The organism is Pseudomonas sp. Con_6 (genome assembly GCF_059379395.1).
Genome location: NZ_CM182011.1, coordinates 6,618,171 through 6,642,075, shown reverse-complemented (window position 1 = coordinate 6,642,075; position 23,905 = coordinate 6,618,171). Strand labels below are relative to the sequence as shown.

22 protein-coding genes are annotated in these 23,905 nt (G+C 63.0%); 12 read left to right on the top strand and 10 right to left on the bottom strand.

All coding sequences use genetic code 11. The features are described 5' to 3' along the window. The first annotated feature begins 40 nt into the window (after positions 1-40). The 3 genes from hisA to AC5QPF_RS29995 all read left to right on the top strand — a co-directional run bounded on the left by hisA (position 41) and on the right by AC5QPF_RS29995 (position 2,360). A complete protein-coding gene (hisA, locus tag AC5QPF_RS30005; RefSeq protein WP_494961194.1) occupies positions 41-778 on the top strand; it encodes a 1-(5-phosphoribosyl)-5-[(5-phosphoribosylamino)methylideneamino]imidazole-4-carboxamide isomerase in 738 nt (245 codons plus the stop codon). 10 nt (positions 779-788) lie between these two features. Then, positions 789-1,559, top strand: a complete 771-nt coding sequence (gene hisF, locus AC5QPF_RS30000) for an imidazole glycerol phosphate synthase subunit HisF (protein WP_042120547.1) — start codon at positions 789-791, stop codon at positions 1,557-1,559. A 72-nt stretch (positions 1,560-1,631) separates the two neighbouring features. Next, on the top strand, positions 1,632-2,360 hold the full coding sequence (locus tag AC5QPF_RS29995; RefSeq protein ID WP_494961193.1) for a substrate-binding periplasmic protein: 729 nt from the start codon (positions 1,632-1,634) through the stop codon (positions 2,358-2,360). Here AC5QPF_RS29995 and AC5QPF_RS29990 read toward each other — a convergent pair. The 4 genes from AC5QPF_RS29990 to gpmI form a co-directional block, all read right to left on the bottom strand. After that, positions 2,351-3,118 carry a divergent polysaccharide deacetylase family protein gene (locus tag AC5QPF_RS29990; protein ID WP_494961192.1) on the bottom strand — a complete coding sequence of 256 codons (768 nt, stop codon included), beginning with the start codon at positions 3,116-3,118 and terminating at the stop codon, positions 2,351-2,353. The genes AC5QPF_RS29995 and AC5QPF_RS29990 overlap by 10 nt on opposite strands. After that, entirely contained in the window at positions 3,118-4,449 is a 1,332-nt protein-coding gene (locus tag AC5QPF_RS29985) for a S41 family peptidase (RefSeq protein ID WP_494961191.1), read from the bottom strand. The genes AC5QPF_RS29990 and AC5QPF_RS29985 overlap by 1 nt, the downstream gene beginning before the upstream one ends. A gap of 81 nt (positions 4,450-4,530) precedes the next feature. Next, a complete protein-coding gene (locus AC5QPF_RS29980; RefSeq protein ID WP_494961190.1) occupies positions 4,531-5,841 on the bottom strand; it encodes a peptidoglycan DD-metalloendopeptidase family protein in 1,311 nt (436 codons plus the stop codon). 223 nt (positions 5,842-6,064) lie between these two features. Beyond that, positions 6,065-7,600 (bottom strand): 2,3-bisphosphoglycerate-independent phosphoglycerate mutase, encoded by a 1,536-nt coding sequence (gene gpmI / locus AC5QPF_RS29975; protein ID WP_494961189.1) that lies wholly within the window; start codon positions 7,598-7,600, stop codon positions 6,065-6,067. Between the two features lie 205 nt (positions 7,601-7,805). On the opposite strand from gpmI, the gene AC5QPF_RS29970 reads away from it, so the two are divergent. From AC5QPF_RS29970 to secB, 3 genes are read left to right on the top strand one after another with little or no spacing between them, the layout of a single operon-like run. Next, a complete protein-coding gene (locus AC5QPF_RS29970) occupies positions 7,806-8,222 on the top strand; it encodes a rhodanese-like domain-containing protein (protein WP_494961188.1) in 417 nt (138 codons plus the stop codon). A 1-nt stretch (position 8,223) separates the two neighbouring features. Next, on the top strand, positions 8,224-8,478 hold the full coding sequence (gene grxC / locus AC5QPF_RS29965; RefSeq protein ID WP_494961187.1) for a glutaredoxin 3: 255 nt from the start codon (positions 8,224-8,226) through the stop codon (positions 8,476-8,478). 41 nt (positions 8,479-8,519) lie between these two features. Next, positions 8,520-8,999 carry a protein-export chaperone SecB gene (gene secB, locus AC5QPF_RS29960; protein ID WP_009396097.1) on the top strand — a complete coding sequence of 160 codons (480 nt, stop codon included), beginning with the start codon at positions 8,520-8,522 and terminating at the stop codon, positions 8,997-8,999. A 73-nt stretch (positions 9,000-9,072) separates the two neighbouring features. Here secB and trmL read toward each other — a convergent pair whose 3' ends face one another. Continuing rightward, complete coding sequence (gene trmL / locus AC5QPF_RS29955; RefSeq protein WP_494961186.1) at positions 9,073-9,528, bottom strand: tRNA (uridine(34)/cytosine(34)/5-carboxymethylaminomethyluridine(34)-2'-O)-methyltransferase TrmL; 456 nt, start codon at positions 9,526-9,528, stop codon at positions 9,073-9,075. On the opposite strand from trmL, the gene AC5QPF_RS29950 reads away from it, so the two are divergent. Further along, positions 9,527-9,967 (top strand): hypothetical protein, encoded by a 441-nt coding sequence (locus AC5QPF_RS29950; protein ID WP_494961185.1) that lies wholly within the window; start codon positions 9,527-9,529, stop codon positions 9,965-9,967. The genes trmL and AC5QPF_RS29950 overlap by 2 nt on opposite strands. 285 nt (positions 9,968-10,252) lie before the next feature. Here the strand turns inward: AC5QPF_RS29950 and ntrC are convergent, their stop codons facing one another. The 4 genes from ntrC to glnA form a co-directional block, all read right to left on the bottom strand. After that, positions 10,253-11,689, bottom strand: a complete 1,437-nt coding sequence (gene ntrC / locus AC5QPF_RS29945) for a nitrogen regulation protein NR(I) (protein ID WP_494961184.1) — start codon at positions 11,687-11,689, stop codon at positions 10,253-10,255. Continuing rightward, positions 11,686-12,771, bottom strand: a complete 1,086-nt coding sequence (glnL, locus tag AC5QPF_RS29940; protein ID WP_494961183.1) for a nitrogen regulation protein NR(II) — start codon at positions 12,769-12,771, stop codon at positions 11,686-11,688. The genes ntrC and glnL overlap by 4 nt, the downstream gene beginning before the upstream one ends. A gap of 257 nt (positions 12,772-13,028) precedes the next feature. Next, positions 13,029-13,643, bottom strand: a complete 615-nt coding sequence (aroQ, locus tag AC5QPF_RS29935; RefSeq protein ID WP_494961182.1) for a gamma subclass chorismate mutase AroQ — start codon at positions 13,641-13,643, stop codon at positions 13,029-13,031. A 142-nt stretch (positions 13,644-13,785) separates the two neighbouring features. Then, positions 13,786-15,192, bottom strand: a complete 1,407-nt coding sequence (glnA, locus tag AC5QPF_RS29930) for a type I glutamate--ammonia ligase (RefSeq protein ID WP_494961181.1) — start codon at positions 15,190-15,192, stop codon at positions 13,786-13,788. A 330-nt stretch (positions 15,193-15,522) separates the two neighbouring features. Between glnA and thiI the strand changes: the two genes are divergently transcribed. Together thiI and typA are read left to right on the top strand one after the other, a co-directional pair. Further along, positions 15,523-16,977 (top strand): tRNA uracil 4-sulfurtransferase ThiI, encoded by a 1,455-nt coding sequence (gene thiI / locus AC5QPF_RS29925; RefSeq protein ID WP_494961180.1) that lies wholly within the window; start codon positions 15,523-15,525, stop codon positions 16,975-16,977. 115 nt (positions 16,978-17,092) lie between these two features. Continuing rightward, positions 17,093-18,916 carry a translational GTPase TypA gene (gene typA, locus AC5QPF_RS29920; protein ID WP_494961179.1) on the top strand — a complete coding sequence of 608 codons (1,824 nt, stop codon included), beginning with the start codon at positions 17,093-17,095 and terminating at the stop codon, positions 18,914-18,916. A 159-nt stretch (positions 18,917-19,075) separates the two neighbouring features. On the opposite strand, the gene AC5QPF_RS29915 is transcribed toward typA, so the two are convergent. Next, a complete protein-coding gene (locus AC5QPF_RS29915) occupies positions 19,076-19,480 on the bottom strand; it encodes a YkgJ family cysteine cluster protein (RefSeq protein ID WP_009396120.1) in 405 nt (134 codons plus the stop codon). Between the two features lie 198 nt (positions 19,481-19,678). On the opposite strand from AC5QPF_RS29915, the gene AC5QPF_RS29910 reads away from it, so the two are divergent. From AC5QPF_RS29910 to AC5QPF_RS29900, 3 genes are all read left to right on the top strand, one after another. After that, positions 19,679-22,129, top strand: coding sequence for a glycogen/starch/alpha-glucan family phosphorylase (locus tag AC5QPF_RS29910; RefSeq protein ID WP_494961178.1), 2,451 nt, complete (start codon positions 19,679-19,681; stop codon positions 22,127-22,129). Between the two features lie 129 nt (positions 22,130-22,258). Further along, positions 22,259-23,269 carry a class 1 fructose-bisphosphatase gene (locus AC5QPF_RS29905; RefSeq protein WP_494961177.1) on the top strand — a complete coding sequence of 337 codons (1,011 nt, stop codon included), beginning with the start codon at positions 22,259-22,261 and terminating at the stop codon, positions 23,267-23,269. Between the two features lie 7 nt (positions 23,270-23,276). Beyond that, positions 23,277-23,873 carry a DUF924 family protein gene (locus AC5QPF_RS29900; RefSeq protein WP_494961176.1) on the top strand — a complete coding sequence of 199 codons (597 nt, stop codon included), beginning with the start codon at positions 23,277-23,279 and terminating at the stop codon, positions 23,871-23,873. The last annotated feature ends 32 nt before the right edge of the window (positions 23,874-23,905 follow it).

The following is a 23,905-nucleotide window of genomic DNA, read 5'->3' as shown; positions in this document are numbered from 1 at the left end:
CCCGGGCATCGCTGTTTACCGAAATAGACAGGTTTTCCAGATGCTGATTATCCCCGCTATCGATCTCAAGGACGGTGCCTGCGTACGTCTGCGCCAGGGCCGCATGGAAGATTCCACCGTATTCTCCGACGACCCGGTGAGCATGGCCGCCAAATGGGTGGAAGGGGGCTGCCGCCGTCTGCATCTGGTCGATCTGAATGGCGCCTTCGAAGGCCAGCCGGTCAACGGTGAAGTGGTCACCGCCATCGCCAAGCGCTATCCGAACCTGCCGATCCAGATCGGTGGCGGCATCCGCTCGCTGGACACCATCGAGCACTACGTCAAGGCTGGCGTCAGCTACGTGATCATCGGCACCAAGGCGGTCAAGCAGCCTGAGTTCGTTGCCGAAGCCTGCCGCGCCTTCCCGGGCAAGGTCATTGTCGGCCTGGACGCCAAGGATGGCTTCGTCGCCACCGACGGCTGGGCCGAGGTCAGCTCGGTGCAGGTCATCGACCTGGCCAAGCGTTTCGAGGCCGATGGTGTCTCGGCGATCGTCTACACCGACATCGCCAAGGACGGCATGATGCAGGGCTGCAACGTGCCCTTCACCAAGGCCCTGGCCGAAGCCACCAGGATCCCGGTGATCGCCTCGGGCGGCATCCACAACCTGGGCGACATCAAGGCCCTGCTGGACGCCAAGGCCCCGGGCATCATCGGCGCCATCACCGGCCGCGCGATCTACGAAGGCACCCTGGATGTCGCCGAGGCGCAAGCCTTCTGCGACAGCTACAAAGGCTGAGGAGAACGCCATGGCCCTGGCCAAACGCATCATCCCTTGCCTGGACGTGGACAACGGCCGGGTCGTCAAGGGCGTCAAGTTCGAGAACATCCGCGATGCCGGTGACCCGGTGGAAATCGCCCGTCGCTACGACGAGCAGGGTGCCGACGAGATCACCTTCCTCGACATCACGGCCAGCGTCGATGGTCGTGACACCACGCTGCATACCGTCGAGCGCATGGCCAGCCAGGTGTTCATCCCGCTGACCGTGGGCGGTGGCGTGCGGACCGTGCAGGACATCCGCAACCTGCTCAATGCCGGGGCCGACAAGGTCTCGATCAACACGGCGGCGGTGTTCAATCCGGAGTTCGTCGGCGAAGCGGCGGCGCATTTCGGTTCGCAGTGCATCGTCGTTGCCATCGACGCCAAGAAGGTTTCCGGCCCGGGCGAGACCCCGCGCTGGGAGATCTTCACCCACGGCGGGCGCAAGCCTACCGGGCTGGACGCGGTGGAGTGGGCTAAGAAGATGGAAGGCCTGGGTGCCGGTGAGATCCTGCTCACCAGCATGGATCAGGACGGCATGAAGAGCGGCTTCGACCTCGGCGTGACCCGGGCTATCAGCGATGCTCTGGGCATCCCGGTGATCGCGTCCGGTGGCGTGGGCAACCTGCAGCACCTGGCCGATGGTATTCTCGAAGGCCACGCCAGTGCGGTGCTGGCGGCGAGCATCTTCCACTTCGGCGAGTACACCGTGCCGGAGGCCAAGGCCTACATGGCTCAGCGCGGGATCGTTGTGCGCTGACCTCCAGGGCCTCATCGCTGGCTTGCCAGCGATGAGGCAATCAGCATCCCCCCAAAAATCAGATCCCTCTCGATGCTGACCGAACTCCTCTTTCTCCTCTCCCTGACCACCGCCGCCCAAGCCAGCGACCCCTTGGTCCTGCTCACCGAAAACTTCCCCCCCTACAACATGTCCAGCGACGGCAAGAGCTTCGCCCGCGAACCTGAAATCCAGGGTATCGCCGCCGACCTGGTGCGCGAGATGTTCCGCCGCGCCGACATCCCCTACAGCATGACCCTGCGCTTCCCCTGGACCCGGGTTTATCAACAGGCCAAGGACACCCCCAACCACGGCGTCTTCGTCCTTGCCCGCCAGCCGGACCGCGAAGCGCTGTTCAAGTGGGTCGGCCCGCTGGGCCCGGACGACTGGGTCCTGCTGGCTCGCGCCGGCAGCACGCTGCAACTGGACAGCCTGGAGCAGGCCAGGGGCCTGCGCATCGGCGCCTACAAGGGCGACGCCATCGCCGAAAGCCTGCAGACGCGTGGACTGAAACCTGTGCTGGTCCTGCGTGACCAGGACAACGCGAAAAAGTTGTCCACAGGCGAAATCGACCTCTGGGCCACCGGCGACCCCGCCGGCCGCTACCTGGCGCGGCAGATCGGCATGACCGCGTTCAAGACCGTGCTGCGCTTCAACGGCACGCAGCTCTACCTGGCACTGAACAAGAGCGTGCCGGACGAGGTGGTGAAGAAACTCCAGGAGAGCCTGGACCAGATGCGCGAAGACGGCTTCGTCGACGCCACTTTCTCCCGCTACCTGTAGATCCCGCCCTTGCCATGGGCGGGCATGGCGCGGTTGCTGCGCTCGCCGATGATCTGGCGGATGCCGATCAGCTCCACGCCCTGGGCCTTGAGCCGGGGCAGTTCGCGTTCCAGCACTTCCAGGGTCTGTGGATAAGGATGCCCGATAGCCACCGCCGTGCCCTGCTTGCGCGCCAGTTCCACCGCCAGGCGTAGCTGCCCGGCAATCGCCTCGGGCGTGCGCTCGTCATCCAGGAACACATCCCGCGACACGCTGGCCAGACCGATAGCCTGGGCCTTCGCCGCCGCCACGGTAGCGGCGCTGGTGCGGCTGTCGACGAAGAACAGATCACGCCGCTGCAACTCGCCCATCAGCCAGGCCATCGCCTCGGGCTGCGCGGTCATGCGGCTGCCCATGTGGTTGTTGACCCCGGCAGCGTAGGGAACCTTGGAGAGTGCCGCATTCAGGCGCTGCTCCAGTTCCGGCAGCGGCGTGCCCGGGTGCCAGGCGTAGGGCCCGGTGGCCGGGTCCATGGGCATGTGCAGGATCACCGTGCGTCCGGCCTTGTGGGCCTGACGGGCGAAGTCGGTGGCGTGAGGGGTGTCGGGCATGATCGCCATGGTCACCGGGCCGGGCAGGGCCAGGGTGCGCGAATCCTTGGCCGGGCTCTGGCCAAGGTCGTCGATGATCACGCTGAGGTAGGCCTTCTGCTGCGTGGCCGGCGCCGCGTGAACGGCACCGGCCAGCAGACAGAAGAGGGCAAGACAGACGGTGCGCATCACTTGTCGCGGGTGATGCTCAGTCCCTTGAGCAGGCTGAGGGCCTGGCTGAGCTGGAAGTCGTCGTCCTGTGGACGCTCCTTCTTGCCCGAACCACCGGACTTGCTGCTGGACGGACGGTCGGCGCCGCCGTTGCCATTGCCCAGGTGGCCCTGCAGATCGGCTTCCTTGAAGTTCTCGGTATCCTGCTCGCGGGTGATCTTGGCCCGGCTGACCTCTATGTCCGGAACGATACCCTGGGCCTGGATCGAACGGCCGTTGGGGGTGTAGTACAGCGCGGTGGTGATCTTCAGGGCGCGGTCGTTGTTCAGCGGCAGCACGGTCTGCACCGAGCCCTTGCCGAAGCTGTCGGTACCCATCAGCACGCCGCGTTTCTGGTCCTGCAGGGCGCCGGCGACGATTTCTGCCGCCGAGGCGCTGCCGCCGTTGATCAGCACCACCAATGGCACGCCTTCGCTGGCGTCGGCCGGGTCGGCGGAGAAGCGCAGTTCGGAGTTGGGCAGGCGACCCTTGGTGTAGACGATCAGGCCCTTGGTCAGGAAGTGGTCGGCCACTTCCACCGCCGACTGCAGCACGCCGCCGGGGTTGTTGCGCAGGTCGAGGACCAGGCCGCGCAGCTTGCCGTTGTTGTCCTTGCGCAGCTTGGCCAGGGCCTTGCCGACTTCCTCGCCGGTCTTGACCTGGAACTGGGTGATGCGGATGTAGCCGTAGCCGGACTCCAGCAACTGGCTCTTCACGCTCTTCACCTGGATGGTGGCGCGGGCCAGGGTCACGTCGAACGGTGTGCCGCCGTCACGAACCAGGGTCAGGGTGATCTTCTCGCCGATCTTGCCGCGCATCTTGTCCACGGCTTCGGTCATGGTCTGGCCGCGGGTCGGAGCACCGTTGATCTTGACGATCAGGTCGCCGGCCTCGATGCCGGCGCGGGACGCCGGGGTGTCGTCGATCGGCGACACTACCTTGACGAAGCCGTCTTCCATGCCGACCTCGATGCCGAGGCCGCCGAATTCGCCGCTGGTGCTTTCCTGCAACTCCTGGAAGTCTTCCGGGCCGAGGTAGGCGGAGTGCGGGTCGAGATTGCTGAGCATGCCCTTGATGGCGTTTTCCAGCAGGGTCTTGTCATCCACAGGTTCGACGTAGGCGGCCTTGACCCGGTCCAGCACCTCGGCAAAGGTGCGCAACTCGTCCAGCGGCAGTGGCGCCTTGGCCGTCACCGTGGTCGGCGCGACCGCCGCCGCGGGCTTGGCCGGCTCGGCGGCGATGGCCAGGGACGCGCCGCTGACCAATGCGACGGCCAGGGCCAGCGAAGTAAGGCGAGGCGAATGCAGCATGTCGAACGAACTCCTGATCCTGTGTGTGCCCCGTGAGGAGCCTCGCGCCAGGCGGCTGACGCGTTAAAAATGAGGTAAAGCCTATCCTTGACCGCGGCACCACTGCGTGGGGTCGGTCGGTTGACCCTGCTGGCGGATGGCGAAGTACAACGCCGGACTGCTCTGCCCACCGCTGTTGCCAACGGTGGAGATGGCCTCGCCAGCCTTGACGATGTCACCAGCGCCCTTGAGCAGGGTCTGGTTGTGACCGTACAGGCTGAGGTAACCGTTACCATGGTCGAGAATGACCAGAAGTCCAGCCCCGCGCAACCAGTCGGCGAACACCACGCGCCCGCCGTGCACCGCATGCACCTGGCTGCCGGCCGAAGCGCTGATCATCACGCCGTCCCATTTGGCCCGCGAGTCCTCGCCGCGGCTTTCACCGAAACGTGCCAACAATCGACCATTGACCGGCCATGGAAGTTTTCCTCGCGCCGCGGAAAATGCGCCACCGTATACCGCGCCGTCGCTGGAAACCAGCGGGCCCGGGGTGCGCACGGGCTTCTTCGGTTCGTCGTCATTGCGCGGCTCGCGGGCCTCGCGCGCGGCCAGGGCGGCTTCGCGCTGGCGTTTCTTCTCGGCTTCCTGCTCGGCCAGTAGCGCACGCTGGCGCGCTTCCTCAGCTTCGCGGGCCTGGCGGGCGAGGGTTTCTTCGATGGTCTTGAGCACCTTGCCCAGCTCGGCCTGCTCCTGCTCTCGGGCGGCGAGCTTCTGGTCGTTGTTCTTCAGGTTGCTGTTGAGTTTGGCGAGGATTTCCTGGCGCTCGGCGCGGGTTTTTTCCAGTTCCTGGCGCTGAGCGTCGAGGGTGCCTTGCTGGACCAGCAACTGGGCCTGCTGCTGGGCGATGTCCTTCTCGACGTTGGCCAGCTGGCGCAGAGTTTCGTTGAAGCTGCGCAGTTGTTCCAGGCGCGCCTTGCTCAGGTAGTCGTAATAGGTGAGGGTGCGGGCGAATTTCTCCGGGTTCTGCTGGTTGAGCAGCAGCTTGAGGTATTCCTCGCGGCCGTTGTTCTGGTAGGCGGAACGGGCCTGGATGGCGATCAGTCGTTGCTGTTCGGTGCGGGCGGACTGGAGTTTTTTCTTTTCAGTGTCGAGGCGCTCCAGTTCGCCCTCGCTCTTTTTTAGTTCTTTCTGTAGCTCCTCTACCTGCTTCTCCAGCTTGCCGATGTCGGTTTCGGTACCGCGCAGGTCTTTCTGCACGCCGGATTTCTCTTCCTGCAGCGCTCCGAGCTTCTTTTTCAGCTCGGCGATGTCCTGGCGCGTGGCGTCCAGTTGTTGCTGGGTTTGCGCGCGCTCGTCGGCGAAGGCCGGGCCGAGCAGGCAGGTCAGGGCTAGAACGATCAGGGCGCGGAGCATGGAATGGTGATAACCAGGGGATGGAGACCGGCCTAGTATGCCCGCCGCTGGCGCCAAAAAAAACGCCCCGATGGGGCATTGGTCTGGAACAAGGGTCTATTGGGCGACGCGGACCCTGTGGGAGCGGGTTCACCCGCGATTACGGTGGTGAATTTACTATCGCAATCGCGGGTGAACCCGCTCCCACAAGTCCGCGCTGGCCAGCGAGTCCAGCGTCGGGAAATCAGGCCTCGACGAGGATCGAGGTACCGGTCATCTCCGCCGGAATCTCCATGCCCATCAGGGTCAGCATGGTCGGCGCCACATCCGCCAGCACGCCGCCTTCACGGACCTTCAGCGGGCGCTTGCCGTAATAGATGAACGGCACCGGCTCGGTGGTGTGGGCGGTGTGCGCCTGGCCGGTGCACTCGTCTTCCATCTGCTCGACGTTGCCGTGGTCGGCGGTGATCAGGGCTTCGCCACCGACCTTGTCCAGCGCTTCGGTGATCCGGCCAACGCAGCCGTCCAGGGCTTCCACGGCCTTGACCGCAGCGTCGAACACGCCAGTGTGGCCGACCATGTCGCCGTTGGCGTAGTTGACCACGATCACGTCGTAACGCTGTTGCTCGATGGCCTCGACGATGCGGTCGGTGACTTCCGGTGCGCTCATTTCCGGCTGCAGGTCGTAGGTGGCGACCTTCGGCGACGGGATCAGGATGCGCTCTTCGCCTTCGAACGGCTCTTCGCGGCCACCGGAGAAGAAGAAGGTGACGTGGGCGTATTTCTCGGTCTCGGCGATTCGCAGCTGGGTCTTGCCGTTGTTCGCCAGGTATTCGCCAAGCACGTTGTGCAGGCTGGCCGGGGCGAAGGCCGCCGGGGCCGGGATCTTCGCCGAGTACTGGGTCAGGCCGATGTAGGCTGCCAGCTTCGGCAGGCGCGTACGTGGGAATTCGTTGAAGTCAGGCTCGACGAACACGCGGGAGATCTCGCGGGCGCGGTCGGCGCGGAAGTTCATGAAGATCACGGCGTCGCCGTCCTCGACCTTCACCGCTTCGCCGATGCGGGTGGCTTTGACGAACTCGTCGCTCTCGTCACGGGCGTAGGCCGCTTCCAGGCCGGCCACGGCGGTGTCGGCGCTGTAGTCGGCAACGCTGTCGACGATCAGGTTGTAGGCGGCGCTGACGCGGTCCCAGCGGTTGTCGCGGTCCATGGCGTAGTAGCGGCCGATCAGGCTGGCGATGCGGCCCTTGCCCAGCTTGGCGAAGGTGGCGTCGAGCAGTTCGATGGAGGATTGCGCGCTGCGTGGCGGGGTGTCGCGGCCGTCGAGGAAGGCGTGCAGGTAGATGCGCTCGGCACCACGCTGCGCGGCCAGTTCGGCCATGGCGACCAGGTGGTCCTGATGGCTGTGCACGCCGCCATCGGAAAGCAGGCCGAGGATGTGCACGGCCTTGCCGGCGCCCACTGCCTTGTCCACCGCGCCGGTGAGCACGGGGTTTTCGAAGAACTCGCCGTCGCGAATGGCCTTGGTCACGCGGGTGAAGTCCTGGTACACGACCCGGCCGGCGCCGAGGTTCATGTGGCCGACCTCGGAGTTGCCCATCTGCCCGTCGGGCAGGCCGACATCCATGCCGGACCCGGAGATCAGACCGTGCGGCTGGGTAGCGCGCAGACGATCGTAGACCGGGGTGTTGGCGGCGAAGATGGCGTTGTACTCAGGGCTTTCGCTGTGACCGAAACCATCCAGGATGATCAGGACCAAAGGCTTGGGCGTGCTCGTCATCAAATATCTACTCACGGTTGTAGATGAGAAAGGACCGCATTTTAGGGCAAATTGGCCAGCCGTGACGAATTCCGCGTATCGCCGGGCCGACGGGCTGCACCGGGAAGATGAGAACTATTGTCGACAACCCCTGTCGACGGGGTTTGGCGGCCCATGGCTGCTGTGTATACTGGCCGCCATTTTCTATGACCTGGAACACCCTCCGATGGTTGCTCATCTGATTGAATTCGCGACAAATCACTACCTGCTGGTTGCTCTCTTCCTGGTTCTGCTGGTTCTGCTGATCGTCTACGAAGCCCGCAAAGGCGGCCGCAGCCTGAGCAACGGCGAGCTCACCGCACTGGTCAACGGCGACAAGGGCCTGGTGATCGACATCCGCCCAAGCAAGGAATTCTCCGCCGGCCACATCGTGGGTGCGATCAACATCCCGCAGGACAAGTTCGCGGCCCGCACCGGCGAGCTGGAAAAGCACAAGGCCAGCAAGACCCTGATCATCGTCGACAACATGGGCCAGCATTCCGGCGCCATCTGCCGCGACCTGCTCAAGGCCGGCTTCACCGCTGCCAAGCTGTCCGGTGGCGTGTCCAGCTGGAAAGCCGACAACCTGCCGCTGGTGAAGTGATATGGCCCAGGTCATCGTCTACTCCAGCGACTACTGCCCTTACTGCATGCGCGCCAAGCAGTTGCTGGCGAGCAAGGATGTGGCCTTCGAAGAAATCAAGGTCGACGGCAAGCCCCAGTTGCGTGCGGAAATGGCCCGGAAGGCCGGCCGCACCTCGGTGCCGCAGATCTGGATCGGCACAACCCACGTCGGTGGTTGCGACGACCTTTATGCGCTGGAGCGCGCCGGCAAGCTGGACGCCCTGCTCAACGCTTGAACTCCCAAACCCTCTAAAGACCCTGCAAGGAAGGATCTGCCATGACCGAGCAAAACAACGGCGCTGCCGAAGACAGCGCACCACAATTCTCCCTGCAGCGCATCTACGTGCGTGACTTGTCGTTCGAAGCGCCGAAAAGCCCGGCGATCTTCCGCCAGCAGTGGGAGCCGAGCGTTTCCCTGGACCTGAACACCAAGCAGAAAGGTCTGGAAGGCGACTTCCACGAAGTGGTCCTGACCCTGTCGGTCACCGTGAAGAACGGTGATGAAGTGGCCTTCATCGCTGAAGTCCAGCAGGCGGGTATCTTCCTGATCAAGAACCTGGACGCGGCTTCGATGAGCCACACCCTGGGTGCCTTCTGCCCGAACATCCTGTTCCCGTACGCTCGCGAAGCCCTGGACAGCCTGGTCACCCGTGGTTCGTTCCCGGCGCTGATGCTGTCCCCGGTCAACTTCGACGCCCTGTACGCGCAGGAAATGCAGCGCATGCAGGAAGCCGGCGAAGCGCCTTCGCTGCAGTAAGCGGTGGTGGTTTGAGAAAACGCCCTTCGGGGCGTTTTTTTATGGCAGTGGGATTTGTGCCAGCGATGAGCCATCAGGCGAAGCCTTGCTGGCGCCAGGCCTCGTAGACGGCTACCGCCACGGTATTGGACAGGTTCAGGCTGCGGCACCCTGGCCGCATCGGCAGGCGCAGGCGCTGCCCGGTTTCCAGGGCGTCCAGCACCTCCGCCGGCAAGCCACGGCTCTCTGGCCCGAACAGGAAGGCATCCCCCGGCTCGAACGCCACCTCATGGAACGGCTGCGATCCTTTGGTGGTAAAGGCGAACAGACGCGGCTGCCCCAGGCTCTCCAGGCACGAGGCCAGGTCGGCATGGCGCTTGAGCGTGGCGTACTCGTGATAGTCCAGGCCCGCGCGGCGCAGGCGCTTGTCGTCCAGCTCGAAGCCCAGCGGCTCGATCAGGTGCAGGTCGCATCCGCTGTTGGCGCAGAGCCTGATAATGTTGCCGGTATTCGGTGGAATTTCTGGTTGAAAAAGGATCACGTGAAACATGCACGGCTCCGAGCATAAAGATGATGCGCATTCTACTCCCGACGAGCCGGACCCGCGTTCGAAATCATGGCCGCGCGTCCTGTTCTCCCTGGCCCTGTTCGGCATGCTGGTGGGGCTGATGATCGGCCGCATTACCGCGCCCGAGCCCCGGGTGCTGGAACGCATCGAGGTGGTCGCCGGTGGCCTGGACCTGTGGTTCAACGAAGAGCCCAAGCTGCACGGCGAGATGGTCGACGGCACCGTGGCGCTGTTGTTCGATTCGGAAGGGAAAGGTCAGAAAGGCCAACTGAGCTACGACGGGAAACCGGTGAGCTGGCGGCTGCGCAAGACGGATGGAGGATTGTTGCTGAGCCTGGTGGCGGCCCGTCCACTGCAGGCCCGCTGGGCGGGCGAGTCAGTGGAGGACCGCTGGCGAGTGCAGGTGAGACTGCACGAATAAAAGAGGGGATTCCCCGGCCTGCCTGTACCAAGGTCCCCAAAACTGGAGATGTCTGTATTAATGCAGGCGCTGTGCCAACTTTGCGAAACCCAGTGAAATCAAGGCTTCCAGCGTATATGGCGGGGTTTTCAGGGGGGATTTTCAGGGTTTTTGCCTTGCGGCGGTGCGTGGGGGCCCATTTCGGTTCAGGAATGGGGCATTCGCGCCGCAGTACGGCTGAAACGACCGCGGGGCCGGGCCTGTTGAAGACAGGCGCCGGCCCCGCGTTCATTTGTGGCGGGCGAATCAGGACTCTTCGTCTTCCCCGTCGTCACCACCGTCCACCTTCATGCCCAGTTCCTTGATCTTGCGGGTCAGGGTGTTGCGACCCCAGCCCAGCAGCACGGCCGCATCGCGGCGGCGGCCGGCGGTGTGCTTGAGGGCGGTTTCGATCATGATCCGCTCGAAACTCGGCACCGCGCTGTCGAGCAGGCTCGACTGGCCACGGGTCAGGGCCTGGTCGGCCCACTGGCGCAGCGCCTGCTCCCAGTTGGTCACCGGTGCGGCGTCCTGCGGCAGGCTCAGCAGCTCCGGCGGCAGGTCGCCGACATGCACTTCGCGGCCGGAGGCCATGACGGTGATCCAGCGGCAGGTGTTCTCCAGCTGGCGCACATTGCCGGGCCACGGCAGGTTGCGCATGAACTCCTCGGTTTCTGCCTTGAGCAGCTTCGGTTCCACCGCCAGCTCCTGGGCGGCACGGCCGAGGAAGTGACGGGCCAGGGTCGGAATGTCCTCACGACGGTCGGCCAGGCGCGGGATATGGATGCGGATCACGTTCAGGCGGTGGAACAGGTCTTCGCGGAACTTGCCGGCCTGAACCAGGGTTTCCAGGTTCTGGTGGGTCGCGGCGATGATGCGCACGTCCACCTTCACCGGGGTATGGCCGCCGACGCGGTAGAACTCGCCATCGGCCAGCACCCGCAGCAGGCGGGTCTGGGTGTCGGCAGGCATGTCGCCGATCTCGTCGAGGAACAGGGTGCCGCCATCGGCCTGCTCGAAACGACCACGACGCAGGTTGGCCGCGCCGGTGAAGGCGCCTTTCTCGTGGCCGAACAGCTCGGACTCCATCAGGTCCTTGGGGATCGCCGCCATGTTCAAGGCGATGAACGGCGCCGCGGCACGCGGGCTGTGGCGGTGCAGGGCATGGGCCACCAGCTCCTTGCCGGTACCGGACTCACCGTTGATCAGCACGGTGATGTTGGAATGGCTGAGGCGGCCGATGGCGCGGAACACCTCCTGCATCGCCGGCGCCTCGCCGATGATTTCCGGGGTGCGGGTCAGGGTCGGGGCAACGTCCAGGCCCTGTTGCTCCTGGGCATGCTGGTTGGCGCGCTTGACCAGCGACACCGCCTCGTCGACGTCGAACGGCTTGGGCAGGTACTCGAAGGCACCGCCCTGGTAGGACGCTACCGCGCTGTCCAGGTCGGAATGGGCGGTCATGATGATCACGGGCAGGCGTGGATGCTGCTCGCGGATCTGCGCCAGCAGGTCGAGGCCGCTGGCCCCTGGCATGCGGATGTCCGAGATGATCACGTCCGGCTGCTGGCGGGCCAGGCGACTCATGACGCCATCGGCACTGTCGAAGCTCTGGGTGGTCATGCCTTCCTGTTGCAAGGCTTTTTCCAGAACCCAGCGGATGGAGCGGTCGTCGTCGACGATCCAGACGGTTTCACTACGGCTCATGAGGAAGCGGCTCCTTGTTCCAGTGGCAGGAAGATCGAGAAGGTGGTGTGGCCCGGGTGGCTGTCACACTCGATCAGGCCCTGGTGCTGGCTGATGATGTTCTGGGTGATGGCCAGGCCCAGCCCGGTACCGTCAGGGCGGCCGCTGACCATGGGATAGAAGAGGGTGTCCTGCAGTTCCGCAGGAATGCCCGGACCGTTGTCGATGATCTCGATCTTGGCCACCAGGCGATGGCGCACATGGCCGATGGTGAACTGGCGCATGGCCCGGCTGCGCAGGGTGATGCGGCCCAGGCGCAGCTCGTTCTGCGCGCTGATCGCCTGCATGGCGTTGCGCACGATATTGAGCACGGCCTGGATCATCTGTTCGCGGTCGATCAGCACGTCCGGCAGGCTCGGGTCGTAGTCGCGCACCAGGGTGATGCCGCCCTGGCTTTCCGCCTCGACCAGGCTGCACACCCGCTCCAGCACTTCGTGGATGTTGGTCGGCGCCAACAGCGGCAGCTTGTTCGAGCCGAGCATGCGGTCCACCAGGTTTCGCAGGCGGTCGGCTTCCTCGATGATGACGTTGGTGTAGTCCTTGAGCCCTTCGTCGGGCAGCTCCCGGGCCAGCAGCTGGGCGGCGCCGCGGATGCCGCCGAGAGGATTCTTGATCTCGTGGGCCATGCCGCGCACCAGCATCTTGGTGGTTTCCTGCTTGGACAACTGGGCCTCCTCCTTGGTGATGCGCAACAGGCGGTCACGGGGATGGACTTCGAGCAGAAGCAGGGTGCGGCCGTTGTTGAGGATCGGCGTGACGGCGTAGTCGACGATCAGGCTCTGGCCGGTCAGCGAGGTCAGTTGGGCCTCGCGCTTGGTGAACGGGTGCGCGTGCTCCACCGCCTGGCGCAGGGAGTTCAGGGCCTCGACGGACTCGGTGAACAGCTCGCTGATGAATTGGCCATGGCTGCGCTGGCCGCTGATGGCCAGGAGCATTTCCGCCGCCGGGTTCATGTACTCAAGGCGCAATTCGGCATTGAGCAGGATGGTGGCGGTGGTCAGGTTGTCCAGTAGTAGTCGGTGCAGTGCATCGCTGATGGTCATGTGGCGTCTTTGACCTCTTTTGGCACATGTCGGACCCGGCAACGGCCAGGGGCGCGAACGCTGGTAATGCGCTGATGCGGAGAAAATGCAAAAAGCAAACCAAGGCTCCGAAAAGAAGCGGAAATCCCGGAAATACGCCTGGGTTTGCCCGAAAAAAGTCTACAAAGCCCTGCTGATGGAGATTTTGTGACCCAAAATGGGATGGAGTTCGAAGGTGCGCATGATTATGCGCACCAATATAGAGCATAGGCCGGGACTCAATCCCTTTTGCACAGGCTGATGGTGGCTTGGAGCATTGCGGCCCTCATTGGCAGGGGATATCCCCTTTCTCTATCTATTGCGCTGCCGACCAGGACTTGGCATTGCTCCCGGTAGTTGGCGCTATCGAAGGCGGCGAGGCTGGACAACAGCTCTTCCTGTATCTGGTCGAGAACGAGGCGCAGTGAAGCGAGATCGTCTCCGGGGGCGAGCTCAGGCAGCGTCTCATATCGCCTGGTGGTCATAATGTAGGACTGGACAAATTTGCTGGCTTTTATCTGATCGGCAAAGAAGGTGCGCACGCGTTCCTCGCTCAGGCCATGACGCTTGCCTGCCTCGACGGCATTGGCGATGACTTCCTGTTCACGCTTGAGGTCCTCGAGAGGCAAGCGAGCCTTCGATTTGTAAATAGCCACCAAGCGAGAGGTGGAGTTTCGCTGCTCGACCGCGCGCATAAGCCTGGTCAGTTCCGGTGGTATGTCGAGTGGAGCCGCCGCTTCGTAGTGGTTCAGGTCGCCTTCCGGGATGACTGGGCCAAAGCGCTGTTCGACAGCGACTGATTGGGCGCTGTACCCGATCAGGGCGACAAGGGGAAATAACAGGGTAAATCGCATAGGACAGCCTCGCTTGAGTGAGCGGGGCAGCATGGGTGACGGGGAAATGCTGAACTATCAGCCGGAGCGCCTGAACCTGTAAGAAAAAGGCCTCCCGAAGGAGGCCTTTTCCACTTACGTCGCTTGCGCGTACGTCACGGGATCAGCAGCTGTAGTACAGCTCGTATTCCAGTGGGTGTACGAAGGTACGAACCTTGATTTCTTCTTCCGATTTCAGCGCGATGTAGGCATCGATGAAGTCGTCGGAGAACACGCCGCCCTTGGTCAGGAACGCACGGCCTTTGTCCAGTTCTTCCAGGGCCTCTTTCAGGCTGCCGCAAACCTGCGGGATTTCCTTGGCTTCTTCTGGTGGCAGGTCGTACAGGTTCTTGTCCGCTGCGTCGCCTGGGTGGATCTTGTTCTGGATACCGTCCAGGCCGGCCATCAGCAGCGCTGCGAAGGCCAAGTACGGGTTGGCAGCCGGATCCGGGAAGCGGGCTTCGATACGGCGGGCTTTAGGGCTGCCGACGTAAGGAATACGGATCGAGGCGGAACGGTTGCGAGCCGAGTAGGCCAGCATGACCGGCGCTTCGAAACCTGGGACCAGACGCTTGTAGGAGTTGGTCGACGGGTTGGTGAAGCCGTTCAGTGCCTTGCCGTGCTTGATGATGCCGCCGATGAAGTACAGGGCGGTGTCGGACAGGCCGGCATAGCCTTCGCCGGAGAAGGTGTTCTTGCCTTCTTTCCAGATCGACATGTGCACGTGCATGCCCGAACCGTTGTCACCGTACAGTGGCTTCGGCATGAAGGTCGCGGTGCGGCCGTAGGCATCGGCAACGTTGTGCACGACGTACTTCAGGGTCTGAACTTCGTCAGCTTTCTTCACCAGGGTGTTGAACTTGACGCCGATTTCGTTCTGGCCGGCAGTCGCCACTTCGTGGTGGTGAACTTCGACGACCTGACCCATTTCTTCCAGTGCGTTGCACATGGCGGTACGGATTTCGTGGTCGTGGTCGAACGGCGGAACCGGGAAGTAGCCGCCTTTGACGCCTGGACGGTGGCCTTTGTTACCGCCTTCGACGTCCTGGTCGGACATCCAGGAGCCTTGCTCGGAGAAGATCTTGAACATCGAGCCGGAGATGTCGGACTTGAACTTCACTTCGTCGAAGATGAAGAACTCAGGCTCCGGACCTGCGAACACGGTGTCACCGATAGCGGTGCTTTTCAGGTATTCCTCGGCGCGCTTGGCGATCGCACGTGGGTCGCGATCGTAGCCTTGCATGCTGGAAGGTTCGATGATGTCGCAGACCAGGATCAGGGTCGGCTCTTCGGTGAACGGGTCCAGGACGGCGGTGTCGTCGACCGGCATCAGGATCATGTCGGAGGCTTCGATGCCTTTCCAGCCAGCGATGGAGGAACCGTCGAACATCTTGCCGACTTCGAAGAAGTCGTCATCCAGCGCGTCACGGGCTGGCATGGTCACGTGGTGCTGAGTGCCGCGGGTATCGGTGAAGCGCAGATCAATCCACTTGACGTCATGATCTTTGATGAGTTGAACCGACTTCGACATAGTGTCCTCCGGGTGGGGTAGAGCGTGCCTGTGCAGCCCTTCAATTTGGGTGATGCCGGGCGCGAATAGTCGGCCAGGGCAACCTGCATCACAAGGGAGCAAATTGCATGCCAGTGCCCGGAAATGGGATTTATGCCCCGTTTTCTCGCGTTTCAGCCCTTTCTGTAAGAAATCTCGATTTTTTCTGCACTCTTTGGATGCGTAAAAAAGTCGAAATGAACCAAATTGGTGCGCGATAAAGCGATCGGACAAAAGTTGGTCAAACCTTGAGCAATTTCCGCTATAATCCGCGCCCCCCTTTTTCGACTGGCCGCTCGCGCGCTGTTTTCAATGAAACTGATCGTCAAAGTTTTTCCGGAAATCACCATCAAGAGCCGCCCGGTCCGCAAGCGGTTCATTCGTCAGCTCGGCCGTAACATCCGTGCCGTGCTGCGCGAACTCGACCCTGAGGTCAAGGTCGACGGCGTCTGGGACAACCTCGAAGTGGTCACCCGCATCGAGGACGAGAAAGTACTGCGCGAGATGACCGAGCGCCTGACCTGCATGCCGGGCATCGCCCACTTCCTTCAGGTCGACGAATATCCGCTGGGCGACTTCGACGACATCGTCGCCAAGTGCAAGGCGCATTTCGGCCATCTGCTGGCCGGCAAGCGCTTCGCCGTGCGCTGCAAACGTGGCGGCCACCACGACTTCACCTCGATGGACGTCGACCGCTATGTCGGCAGCCAGCTGCGCCAGCAGTGCGGCGCCGCCGGTATCGACCTGCGTACCCCGGAAGTGGAAGTGCGCATCGAGGTCCGCGACAAGCGCCTGTACGTGATCCACAACCAGCACAAGGGCATCGGCGGCTACCCGCTGGGTGCGCTGGAGCAGACCCTGGTGCTGATGTCCGGTGGCTTCGACTCCACCGTGGCGGCCTTCCAGATGATGCGCCGCGGCCTGATGACCCACTTCTGCTTCTTCAACCTCGGCGGCCGTGCCCACGAACTGGGGGTGATGGAAGTCGCCCACTACCTGTGGAAGAAGTACGGCAGCAGTCAGCGCGTGTTGTTCGTCAGCGTGCCGTTCGAGGAAGTGGTTGGCGAGATCCTCGGCAAGGTCGACAACAGCTACATGGGCGTGACCCTCAAGCGCATGATGCTGCGTGCCGCTGAACGGGTTGCCGACCGTCTGGAAATCGATGCGCTGGTCACCGGCGAAGCGATTTCCCAGGTTTCCAGCCAGACCCTGCCCAACCTTGCGGTGATCGACTCGGCCACCGAGAAACTGGTGTTGCGTCCGCTGCTGGCCAGCCACAAGCAGGACATCATCGACCAGGCCTACGAAATCGGCACCGCCGAGTTTGCCAAGCACATGCCGGAATACTGCGGCGTGATTTCGGTGAACCCGACCACCTGTGCCAAGCGCCACCGCGTCGCCCACGAAGAAAAGCAGTTCGACATGGAAGTGCTGGACCGTGCGCTGGAACGCGCCCGTTTCATTTCCATCGACAACGTGATCGACGAACTGGGCCAGGACATCCAGGTCGAAGAGCTGAGCGAAGCCCTGCCGGGCCAGATCGTCATCGACATCCGTCACCCGGATGCCCAGGAAGACGAACCTCTGCAGCTCGACGGCATCGAAGTCCAGGCCGTGCCGTTCTACGCCCTGAACAGTCGCTTCAAGCACCTGGATGCCAACCGTCAATATTTGCTCTATTGCGATAAAGGTGTCATGAGCCGCCTGCATGCTCATCACCTGCTCAGTGAGGGACACGCCAATGTGCGCGTTTATCGCCCCGCCTAGGAAGCACGATGGCGACCGTTCTCGCCATCGTCCTCCCGACCGGATTTCCTGCTCCGTTTACTGAAACCCGCTGCCCTGGCGGCGGCACCGAATACCTGAGATCGAGATACACACAGTGATTGAGAATCTGCGCAACATCGCCATCATCGCCCACGTTGACCATGGTAAAACCACCCTGGTCGACAAACTCCTGCGCCAGTCCGGCACCCTGGAGCGTAACGAGCTCAACGACGAGCGCGTCATGGACTCCAACGATCAGGAAAAAGAGCGCGGCATTACCATTCTGGCGAAGAACACCGCCATCAACTGGAATGGCTACCACATCAACATCGTCGACACCCCCGGCCACGCCGACTTCGGTGGTGAAGTAGAGCGCGTGATGTCGATGGTCGACTCCGTGCTGCTGCTGGTCGACGCCCAGGACGGCCCTATGCCGCAAACCCGCTTCGTGACCAAGAAGGCCTTCGAAGCCGGTCTGAAGCCGATCGTCGTGATCAACAAGGTCGACCGTCCGGGCGCGCGTCCTGACTGGGTTCTGGACCAGATCTTCGACCTGTTCGACAACCTCGGCGCCACCGACGACCAACTGGACTTCCAGGTCGTCTACGCCTCGGCCCTGAACGGCATCGCCGGTCTCGACCACACCGCCATGGCCGAAGACATGACCCCGCTGTACCAGTCGATCGTCGACAACGTGCCGGCACCGGCCGTTGACCGCGATGGTCCGTTCCAGATGCAGATCTCCGCTCTGGACTACAACAGCTTCCTGGGCGTCATCGGCGTTGGCCGTATCGCTCGTGGCCGCGTCAAGCCGAACACCCCCGTCGTCGCCATCGACACCGAAGGCAAGCGCCGCAACGGTCGTATCCTGAAGCTGATGGGTCACCACGGCCTGCACCGCGTCGACGTTGAAGAAGCCCAGGCTGGCGACATCGTTTGCATCAGCGGTTTCGACGAACTGTTCATCTCCGACACCCTCTGCTCGCCAGACGCCGTCGAAGCGATGAAGCCGCTGACCGTCGACGAGCCGACCGTTTCCATGACCTTCCAGGTGAACGACTCGCCGTTCTGCGGCAAGGAAGGCAAGTTCGTGACCTCCCGTAACATCAAGGAGCGTCTGGACAAGGAACTGCTGTACAACGTTGCACTGCGCGTTGAAGAAGGCGACTCGGCTGACAAGTTCAAGGTTTCCGGCCGTGGTGAGCTGCACCTGTCGGTTCTGATCGAAACCATGCGTCGCGAAGGCTTCGAGATGGCTGTTGGCCGTCCTGAAGTGATCATCCGCGAAGTCAACGGCGCCAAGCACGAGCCGTTCGAAAACGTCACCATCGACATCCCTGAAGAATCCCAGGGCAAGGTCATGGAAGAAATGGGTCTGCGTAAGGGCGACCTGACCAACATGGCGCCGGATGGCAAGGGCCGTGTACGTCTGGAGTACAACATTCCTGCTCGCGGTCTGATTGGTTTCCGTAACCAGTTCCTGACCCTGACCAACGGTGCTGGCATCCTGACCTCGATCTTCGATCGCTACGACACCATGAAGTCCGGCCACATGTCCGGCCGTCTGAACGGTGTTCTGGTTTCCGTCGAAACCGGCAAGGCCCTGACCTACTCTCTGGAAACCCTGCAGGCGCGCGGCAAGCTGTTCGTCGAGCACGGCCAGGAGATCTACAACGGTCAGATCGTCGGTCTGAACAGCCGTGACAACGACCTGGGCGTGAACCCAACCAAAGGCAAGAAGCTCGACAACATGCGTGCTTCGGGCAAGGACGAGACCATCGCCCTGGTTCCGCCGGTTCGTTTCACCCTGGAACAGGCCCTGGAATTCATCCAGGACGACGAGCTGTGCGAAGTGACTCCTAAGTCGATCCGTCTGCGCAAGAAGATCCTCGACGAAGGCGAGCGTACCCGCGCTGCCAAGAAAGCCAAGGCCAACTAAGCCCGGCTTGAAATGAAAAAGCCCCCGGTCGAAAGGCCGGGGGCTTTTTTTTCCTGAAATTCTTGTGCTGTCTTTCAGGGCCTCATCGCTGGCAAGCCAGCTCCCACAGGGTCTGCGTGCACCGCCGGACCTGTGGGAGCTGGCTTGCCAGCGATGCCTTTAGCGGCTCGCCGGCTTCGGCTTGTACGCGCAATACCCCGGCCGCGGCCCCACCCGCGGGTGATTGCGGCAAGTGTCCGGGCGCTTGTCGTAAATGGTGCACAGCCGGGTCTTGCGGTCCAGATAGAGGCAATCGTCGTTGCTCATCCGGGTCAGGGTGAAGATTCCCGACTTCTGGTTGAAGCGCTCGACGATGCCATCCTTCTGCAAACGCTTGGCGATATTCTTCGGCGGTTCGCCGACTTCGAACTCATCCACCACGCCAATTCGAATCAGGTCTTTCAACTTCACTTCCACCGGCAAGGTGCAGCAGGTGGACATGCAGCCGCCGCACATATGGCTGGCGTACTTCTGCCACGTTTCGAGACGGTCAAGCTCGGCGGCGGCGATCAGGGTCGGTTTCATCAGGGTCAGGCATATAGGTATAGGAGGGCGCGCGATCATACCGGAGTTGATCAAAATGTGAACAACCATTTGCGAAATCACCCACAACCGGTCCCGCTTTTGCAACGCAACCGGCGAACCAGCGCCTACGCGCTGTGTCGAACCGTCTAGGCTGTCAGATCTCCATCCGCAATCGTCAAACTCGCCCGAGGACACCGCATGTCTCAGGAAACGAACGCTCGTGACGCAGAGGTGGCCGCGTTTCGCACCGCCGTACTGGAAAAACTGACCTATGCGGTCGGCAAGGACCCGGAACACGCCTTCGACCACGACTGGTTCGAAGCCATCGCCCTGGCTGCCAGGGACCATATGGTCGATCACTGGATGGACCACACCCGGCAGATCTATCGCAAGAGCCAGAAGCGCGTCTATTACCTCTCCCTCGAATTCCTCATCGGCCGCCTGCTCTACGACAGCCTGAGCAACCTCGGCCTGCTCGACGTGGCCCGGGAGGCCCTGGAAGGGCTGGATGTCGACCTGGAGCGCATCCGCCTGCTGGAGCCGGACGCGGCGCTGGGCAATGGCGGTCTCGGCCGCCTGGCGGCGTGCTTCATGGAAAGCATGTCGACCCTCGGCATCGCCGCCCACGGCTACGGCATCCGCTACGAGCACGGCCTGTTCCGCCAGGCGGTGGTCGATGGCTGGCAGCAGGAGCAGACCGAGAACTGGCTGGACTTCGGCAACCCTTGGGAGTTCGAGCGCGCCGAGGTGATCTACCCGATCAGCTTCGGCGGCCGCGTCGAGACCATCAGCGTCGGCGATGGCGAGCCACGCCAGGTCTGGTGGCCGGCGGAAACCGTGCGCGCCGTGGCCTATGACACCCCGGTGGTCGGCTGGCGTGGCGCGAGCGTCAATACCCTGCGCCTGTGGCGGGCACGAGCTCTGGAAGAACTGCACCTGGAGCGCTTCAACGCCGGCGACCACCTCGGCGCCGTAGCCGAGGTGGCCCGGGCCGAGAGCATTTCCCGGGTCCTGTACCCGGCCGATAGCACCGAGGCCGGCCAGGAGCTGCGCCTGCGCCAGGAATACTTCTTCGTCTCGGCCTCGCTGCAAGACCTGCTGCGCCGCCACCTGAACATGCACGACAGCCTGCTCAACCTGCCCGACCAGGCCGCCATCCAGCTCAACGACACCCACCCGTCGATCGCCGTGGCCGAGCTGATGCGCCTGCTGGTGGACCAGCACGAAGTGCCGTGGGACACCGCCTGGCGCCTGACCGTGGAGACCCTGGCCTACACCAACCACACCCTCCTGCCGGAAGCGCTGGAAACCTGGCCGGTGGGCCTGATGGAGCGCATGCTGCCGCGGCACATGCAGATCATCTACCTGATCAACGCCTACCATATAGATGCGCTGCGGGCCAAAGGCATCCACGACTTCGACGTGCTGCGGGCCGTGTCGCTGATCGAGGAAGACAACGGCCGCCGGGTGCGCATGGGCAACCTGGCGTTCCTCGGCTCCCATAGCGTCAACGGGGTGTCGGCACTGCACACCAAACTGATGCGCAGCACGGTGTTCTCCGAGTTGCACAAGTTGTATCCCGAACGGATCAACAACAAGACCAACGGCATCACCTTCCGCCGTTGGCTGTACCAGGCCAATCCGCAACTGACGGCCATGCTGGTGGATGCCCTGAGCAAGGACCTGCTGGACAACCCCGAGACCAAGCTGCGCGGTCTCGAACCCTTCGCCGACAAGGCCGCATTCCGCAAGAAATTCGCCGAGCAGCGCCTGCACAGCAAGCGTGCCCTGGCCAGCATCATCCAGGAACGCCTGGGCATCACCGTCAATCCCGAGGCGATGTTCGACGTCCAGGTCAAGCGCATCCACGAGTACAAGCGTCAGTTGCTCAACCTGATGCATACCGTGGCCCTGTACCAGGCGATCCGCGCTGAGCCGGGCACCGACTGGGTGCCGAGGGTGAAGATCTTCGCCGGCAAGGCGGCGGCCAGCTATCACCAGGCCAAGCTGATCATCAAGCTGGCCAACGACATCGCCAAGGTGGTCAACAACGACCCCACCGTGCGCGGCCTGCTCAAGGTGGTGTTCCTGCCCAACTACAACGTCAGCCTGGCGGAAAGCATCATTCCGGCGGCGGACCTCTCCGAGCAGATCTCCACCGCCGGCTACGAGGCCTCGGGCACCAGCAACATGAAGTTCGGCCTGAACGGCGCGCTGACCATCGGCACCCTCGACGGCGCCAATGTGGAGATGTGCGAGCAGGTCGGTGCCGAGCACATGTTCATCTTCGGCCTTACCGCGCAGCAGGTGGAAAGCCGCAAGCGTAACGGCGATTTCTCCGCCGGCCCGATCATCGGCGCCTCGCATCGCCTCAACGACGTGCTCCAGGCGATCCGCGGAGGGGTGTTCTCGCCGGACGATCCTGCGCGCTATGTCGGCCTGGTGGATTCGCTGGTGGCCTACGACCGCTTCCTGCTGTGCGCGGATTTCGACGCTTATTGGGAAGCCCAGCGGCGGGTCGACGAGCTCTGGCACGAGCCCAACCGCTGGTGGCGCTCGGCGGTGCTCAATACGGCGCGGATGGGTTGGTTCTCCTCGGACCGGACCATCGGCGAGTACGCCCGGGAAATCTGGACCGCCCTGGAATGACCGGGGCCGGCGCGGGAACCAGACGCCGAATGTGTCGTCTGATCGGGCAGGGTTGTCCTACTGCTCGCCCGCGCCGTGCTCTCCCTGTAAACTGCGTGGGATTTTTTTCCCATTCCTCCGGAGCCATACATGTCCCGCGTTACCCTGAGTCGCTATCTGATTGAGCAGACCCGTAGCAACAGCACCCCTGCCGATCTGCGCTTCCTCATCGAAGTGGTGGCGCGTGCATGCAAGGAAATCAGCCACAACGTGTCCAAGGGCGCCCTCGGCGGCGTGTTGGGCAGCATGGGCACCGAAAACGTGCAGGGCGAAGTCCAGAAGAAACTGGACGTGATTTCCAACGACATCCTTCTCGAAGCCAACGAGTGGGGCGGCCACCTGGCCGGCATGGCGTCGGAAGAGATGGACAACGCCTACCAGATCCCGGGCAAGTACCCGAAAGGCGCGTACCTGCTGGTCTTCGACCCGCTGGACGGCTCGTCGAACATCGACGTCAACGTCTCCGTCGGCACCATCTTCTCGGTACTGCGTTGCCCTAACGAGTACCTGAGCCAGAACGAAAGCCTGAACGAAAAGGCCTTCCTCCAGCCAGGCACCAAGCAGGTCGCCGCCGGCTACGCCATCTACGGCCCGCAGACCATGCTGATCCTGACCCTGGGCAACGGCGTCAAAGGCTTCACCCTGGATCGCGAGCTGGGCAGCTTCGTCCTGACCCACGAGAACATCAAGGTTCCGGAAACCACCGCCGAATTCGCCATCAACATGTCCAACCAGCGCCACTGGGAAGCCCCGGTCAAGCGCTACGTCGGCGAACTGCTGGAAGGCGAGACCGGCCCGTTGAAGAAGAACTACAACATGCGCTGGATCGCCTCGATGGTCGCGGACGTGCACCGCATCCTGACCCGCGGCGGCCTGTTCATGTACCCGCGCGACGCCCGTGAGCCCTCCAAACCGGGCAAGCTGCGCCTGATGTACGAAGCCAACCCGATGTCCTTCATCATCGAGCAGGCCGGTGGCGCGTCCACCGACGGTACCCAGCGGATCCTCGACATCGAGCCGGACAGCCTGCACCAGCGCGTGGCGGTCTTCCTCGGTTCGAAAGAGGAAGTCCAGCGCGTTACCGGTTATCACCAGGAGTAACCAGGCCATGCTCGCACCTTGGCAGCCGTTGCTGGAGTGGTGGTTCGGTTGGGGCACCAGTCCCCAGGACGTGGCTGACGAGAAGAGCACGCTGTGGTTCGGCAAGCAGCACGACGCCGAGGCGCACGAGCGCTTCGGCCCGCTGGTCGAGCAGGCGCTGGCTGGCGGTCTGGAAGAGTGGCTGGAAAGCCCGCAGGGCTGGCTGGGGCTGGTCCTGTTGCTGGACCAGCTGCCGCGGATGATTTATCGCGACACCCCGCGCGCCTTCGACGGCGACCGCCGGGCGCAGGTGCTGGTGATGCAGGGCCTGGACCGGGCCTGGGACTACCAACTGCTGCCGCTGCAGCGCGTGTTCATCCTGCTGGTGCTTGAGCATGCCGAGGTGCTGGACTGGCAGAACACCTGTGTTGAGCGCTACCAGGACCTGCTGGCGGCGCAGCCAACGGCAGACCGGCGGTTGTTCGAGGGCTTCCTCGACTATGCCGAGCAGCATCAGCGGGTGATTGCCCGGTTCGGCCGCTTCCCGCACCGCAACCTGGTGCTGGGGCGGCCGAGCACCAGTGAAGAGATGGACTTCCTGCTGGAGCCCGGCTCCCGCTTCTGACCTGACTCTTTTGCTGTTCTTCAGGGCCCTAT

Coding starts and splice junctions, on each gene's coding strand:
- hisA (WP_494961194.1), top strand. CDS start 41: ATGCTGATTATCCCCGCTATCGATCTCAAGGACGGTGCCTGCGTACGT.
- hisF (WP_042120547.1), top strand. CDS start 789: ATGGCCCTGGCCAAACGCATCATCCCTTGCCTGGACGTGGACAACGGC.
- AC5QPF_RS29995 (WP_494961193.1), top strand. CDS start 1,632: ATGCTGACCGAACTCCTCTTTCTCCTCTCCCTGACCACCGCCGCCCAA.
- AC5QPF_RS29990 (WP_494961192.1), bottom strand. CDS start 3,118: ATGCGCACCGTCTGTCTTGCCCTCTTCTGTCTGCTGGCCGGTGCCGTT.
- AC5QPF_RS29985 (WP_494961191.1), bottom strand. CDS start 4,449: ATGCTGCATTCGCCTCGCCTTACTTCGCTGGCCCTGGCCGTCGCATTG.
- AC5QPF_RS29980 (WP_494961190.1), bottom strand. CDS start 5,841: ATGCTCCGCGCCCTGATCGTTCTAGCCCTGACCTGCCTGCTCGGCCCG.
- gpmI (WP_494961189.1), bottom strand. CDS start 7,600: ATGACGAGCACGCCCAAGCCTTTGGTCCTGATCATCCTGGATGGTTTC.
- AC5QPF_RS29970 (WP_494961188.1), top strand. CDS start 7,806: ATGGTTGCTCATCTGATTGAATTCGCGACAAATCACTACCTGCTGGTT.
- grxC (WP_494961187.1), top strand. CDS start 8,224: ATGGCCCAGGTCATCGTCTACTCCAGCGACTACTGCCCTTACTGCATG.
- secB (WP_009396097.1), top strand. CDS start 8,520: ATGACCGAGCAAAACAACGGCGCTGCCGAAGACAGCGCACCACAATTC.
- AC5QPF_RS29950 (WP_494961185.1), top strand. CDS start 9,527: ATGCACGGCTCCGAGCATAAAGATGATGCGCATTCTACTCCCGACGAG.
- trmL (WP_494961186.1), bottom strand. CDS start 9,528: ATGTTTCACGTGATCCTTTTTCAACCAGAAATTCCACCGAATACCGGC.
- ntrC (WP_494961184.1), bottom strand. CDS start 11,689: ATGAGCCGTAGTGAAACCGTCTGGATCGTCGACGACGACCGCTCCATC.
- glnL (WP_494961183.1), bottom strand. CDS start 12,771: ATGACCATCAGCGATGCACTGCACCGACTACTACTGGACAACCTGACC.
- aroQ (WP_494961182.1), bottom strand. CDS start 13,643: ATGCGATTTACCCTGTTATTTCCCCTTGTCGCCCTGATCGGGTACAGC.
- glnA (WP_494961181.1), bottom strand. CDS start 15,192: ATGTCGAAGTCGGTTCAACTCATCAAAGATCATGACGTCAAGTGGATT.
- thiI (WP_494961180.1), top strand. CDS start 15,523: ATGAAACTGATCGTCAAAGTTTTTCCGGAAATCACCATCAAGAGCCGC.
- AC5QPF_RS29915 (WP_009396120.1), bottom strand. CDS start 19,480: ATGAAACCGACCCTGATCGCCGCCGCCGAGCTTGACCGTCTCGAAACG.
- AC5QPF_RS29910 (WP_494961178.1), top strand. CDS start 19,679: ATGTCTCAGGAAACGAACGCTCGTGACGCAGAGGTGGCCGCGTTTCGC.
- AC5QPF_RS29905 (WP_494961177.1), top strand. CDS start 22,259: ATGTCCCGCGTTACCCTGAGTCGCTATCTGATTGAGCAGACCCGTAGC.
- AC5QPF_RS29900 (WP_494961176.1), top strand. CDS start 23,277: ATGCTCGCACCTTGGCAGCCGTTGCTGGAGTGGTGGTTCGGTTGGGGC.